The organism is Kitasatospora sp. NPDC007106 (genome assembly GCF_040634455.1).
In the GTDB taxonomy this organism is placed as follows: Bacteria; Actinomycetota; Actinomycetes; order Streptomycetales; family Streptomycetaceae; genus Kitasatospora; species Kitasatospora arboriphila.
On record NZ_JBEYFP010000588.1, the window covers coordinates 1 to 3,792 of the forward strand.

Here is a 3,792-nt window from a genome sequence, read left to right on the forward strand (position 1 = left end):
GCCGTGACCGTCACCGCGCGGGGGCTGCCGCCGGGCGGTGTCGAGCTGCGCCGGGTCGGCGACGCCGCTCCCTTCGTGAGCGGCGGCACCGCGCAGGCCCGTGAGCTGGCGGCGCGTCAGTGGCGGCGTGCCGTACCGGTGGAGGAACGGGAGCTGCCGCCGGCCGCCGGGCTGGAGGCGCACCGGGCGGTGGTCGAACACGGCATACAGGAGGCCATCGCGATGGAGGCGCAGCTGTGCGCCCGGCGGACCGGCCGGATCCCGCGGCGGCTGCGCGGCGAGGCCGGGGCGGAGTGCTGGGAGTCGGCGGTGCGCCAGCAGATGCGGCTGGCCTCGGAGTCCCGTCGGGAGGCGGTGGAGGCGGTGTCCGCCCTGGTCAACCAGTTGACCTGGCTGGCGCAGCGGACGGACTGGCTGGTGGGGACGGCGGAGGGCGAGGCGGCCGTCGCGGAGTCCGTCCGGTACACCGTCTTCGCCAGCGAGGTGCCGAGCCTGGCGGCGCAGCTGGCCTGGGCCCGGCTGTGGGCGGGCGGCACGCCGGGCGGGGCGGACGGCGCCGAGGAGGCGTGGCTGGCTGCCTGGGAGGACTGGCGGACCCTGCGCCGCGACTGAGGCGTTGCCGACCGGGGCCTTCGGCCGCAAGGTGCCCACAGCGCCCCTGGTGCGGCTCGCGCGAGAGCCCCGGTGCGGCCGCGCGTCGCAGGTCCCGGTGCGGCTGGAGCGGTCTTTGCGGTCCTTGGTGAAGAGCAGGTCATGGGTTCGCATGAGGACGGCAAAACACCACCGCGCCGCAGCCCCCGGTTCACACCGGGTTCACCCGCCGCGAAGAGTCTGCTGCGCGTCCTTCCCGTACGCCCACCCTCAGGAGTGACCGACATGTCGCTGTCCCGCCGGGACTTCGTGAACCGCTCGACCGTGCTCGGTGCCGGTGTCCTCATCGCCGGCAGCGCCGAGGTGCTGGCCACCGCCCCGGGGGCGATCGCGGCCCCGCTCGGCGGCGACGCCCCGGCGGCCGGCGAGGGCGCGCACACCGCGCTCGGCTACGGCCCGCTGGTGTCCGACCCGGACGGCATCCTGGCCCTGCCCAAGGGCTTCACGTACCGGATCATCACGTACACCGGGAAGACCACGCTGGTCACCGGCGAGTCGACGCCCAGCAACCACGACGGCACCGCGGCCTTCCCGGGCCGGCACGGCGCCACCCTGCTCGTCAACAACCACGAGCTGAAGGGCAAGCGCAGCAGCTGGCCGCACCCGGTGCCGCTGCTGGAGGGCCACGTCTACGACCCTGCCGCGGCCGGCGGCTGCACCGTCGTCGAGGTCGCCGAGCGCGGCAGGCAGGTCCGCGAGTGGGTCGGCATCGCCGGCACCTCCACCAACTGCGCGGGCGGCGCCACCCCGTGGGGCACCTGGCTGTCCGGCGAGGAGACCGAGGACCGGGCCGGCCAGAACGGCATGACCAAGGACCACGGCTACATCTTCGAGGTGGACCCGTACGACCAGGACGCCAACCGCGACCCGAAGCCGGTGAAGGCCTTCGGCCGCTACCCGCACGAGGCGGCGGTGGTCGACCCGAAGCGCGGCCACGTCTACCTGACCGAGGACGCGTCCGGCCCGAACGGCCTGCTCTACCGCTGGACCCCGCCGGCCGGCTTCCACCACGGCCGGGGCAGGCTGCGGACGCTGGCCGACGACGCCGGCGTGCTGGAGGCCTTCAAGTGCTTCGACTCGCACGGCAAGCTGGTCGACGACCTGTCCCGGGCGACGGCGATCGGCACCACCTACGGCGTGGACTGGGTGAAGGTGCCGGACCGCGACGCGAAGACGGTCTCCGTCCGCAAGCAGTTCAAGGACGGCGAGATCACCCGCTCCCGCAAGCTGGAGGGCATGTGGTGGGGTGACGGCGGCACCTACTTCGTGGCGAGCTACGCCCGCGAGGAGAGCCCCGTCCAGCACGACGGCCAGGTGTGGTTCTACAACCCGGCCCGTCGCACCGTCACCCTGAAGGTGCTGCTCGGCGTCAACAAGGACGTCTGGGCGGACAACGGCAACTTCGACGGCCCGGACAACATCACCGTCTCCCCGCACGGCGGCCTGGTGATCGCCGAGGACGGCGAGGGCCAGCAGCACCTGTTCGGCACCACGGACGAGGGCCGGACCTTCCCGATCGCCCGCAACGAGTTCAACCTCGGCACCGCGGAGGAGCCGGAGTACAGCGAGTTCACCGGCGTCACCTTCTCGGCCGACGGCGGGACGCTGTTCGCCAACATCCAGGAGCCGGGCATCATGCTCGCCGTCACCGGCCCGTGGCACCGCCTGCGCCGCCACCACTGACCGTCCCGGCCCGCGGGCCGGGACGGGACCGGTGCGCTGCCCGTCGTCGACGCCGTCAGGCGTCCTCGGCGGGCAGCCGCAGTTGCAGCATCGCCAGCAGCCGCTGCTGCGGCTGGGCGAGGTCGAGCCCGGTGATCTGCTCGGCCCGGCGGACCCGGTAGCGCAGGGTGTTGGGGTGGATGTGCAGGGCGTCCGCGGCGACCCGGACCTCGCCGAGCGCGTCCAGCCAGGCGAGCACCGACTCGGCGAGCCGGGTGCCGTGCTTCCGGTCGTACTCGGCCAGTTCGGTCAGCCGCGGGTCGCGCAGCCGGGTGTGCTCCTGCAGCAGCGCCAGCACCTCGCTGACCAGTACCTCCGCCTGGACGTCGGAGAGCGCCGCGACCTGGCGGGCGACCCCGCCGCGGACCATCGCGTCCAGGATCCGGTCGGCCTGCGCCCGGGACTCGGTCACCTTGGCCAGGCCGTCCGCCGTGGTGCCGATCGCGGCCCGCAGCCGCACCCCGAGGTGCTCGTGGGCCGCGTCGACCACCTCCTGCGCCCAGCCGCGCAGGGTGGCGGCGGGCAGCGCGGGCGGCAGTTCGGGCAGCAGCACGTACACCCGGGACTCGATCGGGGCGAGCAGCGCCCCGCGGTGCCGGGCCGCGGCGTGCACCGAGATCAGGCCGGTCACCTCGGCGCGGGTGAGTTCGGGGTCGGCGCCCCCGGTGGGGGAGTCGGCGGCGTACGCCAGGACGGTCGCCGGGCGGCGCAGGCCCAGGCCGAGGTGGGTGGCCAGCGACTGCGGCCCGGTGGAGCCCTCCAGCAGGCCGGTCAGCAGGGTGCGGGTCAGCCGGACGTCCGCGGACAGCTCGCGCCGCCGCCGCACCAGCTGCCCGGCCGCGACCCGGGCGGCACCGACCAGCGCCTGCTCGGACTGCTCGGCGAGCGGCTGGGCGCCCTCCTGGACCCAGATGGTGCCCAGCGGCTGCGCGCCGGCCCGGATGCCGATCGCGAGCCGGCGGCGGATCCCGAGGTCCGGGTGGGCGTCGATCTCGATCACCGCGTCGGAGCCGCGCAGGTGCTGGAAGACGCCCCACTCGCGCAGCTTGGACAGGTACGGCTCCGGGCCCTGCCAGCCGAGGATGGACAGCCGGCGCAGGTCGTCCAGCTCGTCCGAGTCGGAGGAGCGGGAGTAGGCGAGCACCCGGCTGGAGGTGTCCTCGATGGAGACCACGCCGTGGGTGAGCACCGCGACCGTCTGCGCGAGCGAGAACAGGTCGCCGGCGTTCGGCTCGGCAGCCTCCGGGGTGTCGGGGCCGGCGATCAGCATCCGGGCCAGCCCGTCGAGGTGCTCCCAGCGGGTCTCCGGGCGCACCGACAGCAGCGCCACCCCGGCCTCCGCCGCGGCCTCCCGCAGCGCGTCCGGGACACCGCCCGCTTCCGGCTTGACGGCGACCGCGGCGGCCCCGCCCCGGCCCG

Annotated in this window: 3 protein-coding genes; 2 read left to right on the forward strand and 1 reads right to left on the reverse strand. The window is 75.0% G+C overall.

Going from position 1 to position 3,792, the window contains the following annotated elements; all coding sequences use genetic code 11:
• A partial coding sequence (locus ABZ641_RS28905; RefSeq protein WP_359986421.1) for a hypothetical protein occupies positions 1 to 612 on the forward strand: 612 nt, incomplete at its 5' end.
• 264 nt (positions 613 to 876) lie between these two features.
• Complete coding sequence (locus tag ABZ641_RS28910; protein WP_359986424.1) at positions 877 to 2,334, forward strand: alkaline phosphatase PhoX; 1,458 nt, start codon at positions 877 to 879, stop codon at positions 2,332 to 2,334.
• A 55-nt stretch (positions 2,335 to 2,389) separates the two neighbouring features.
• Here the strand turns inward: ABZ641_RS28910 and ABZ641_RS28915 are convergent.
• The coding region (locus tag ABZ641_RS28915) for a helix-turn-helix domain-containing protein (protein ID WP_359986426.1) at positions 2,390 to 3,792 on the reverse strand (1,403 nt) is incomplete at its 5' end.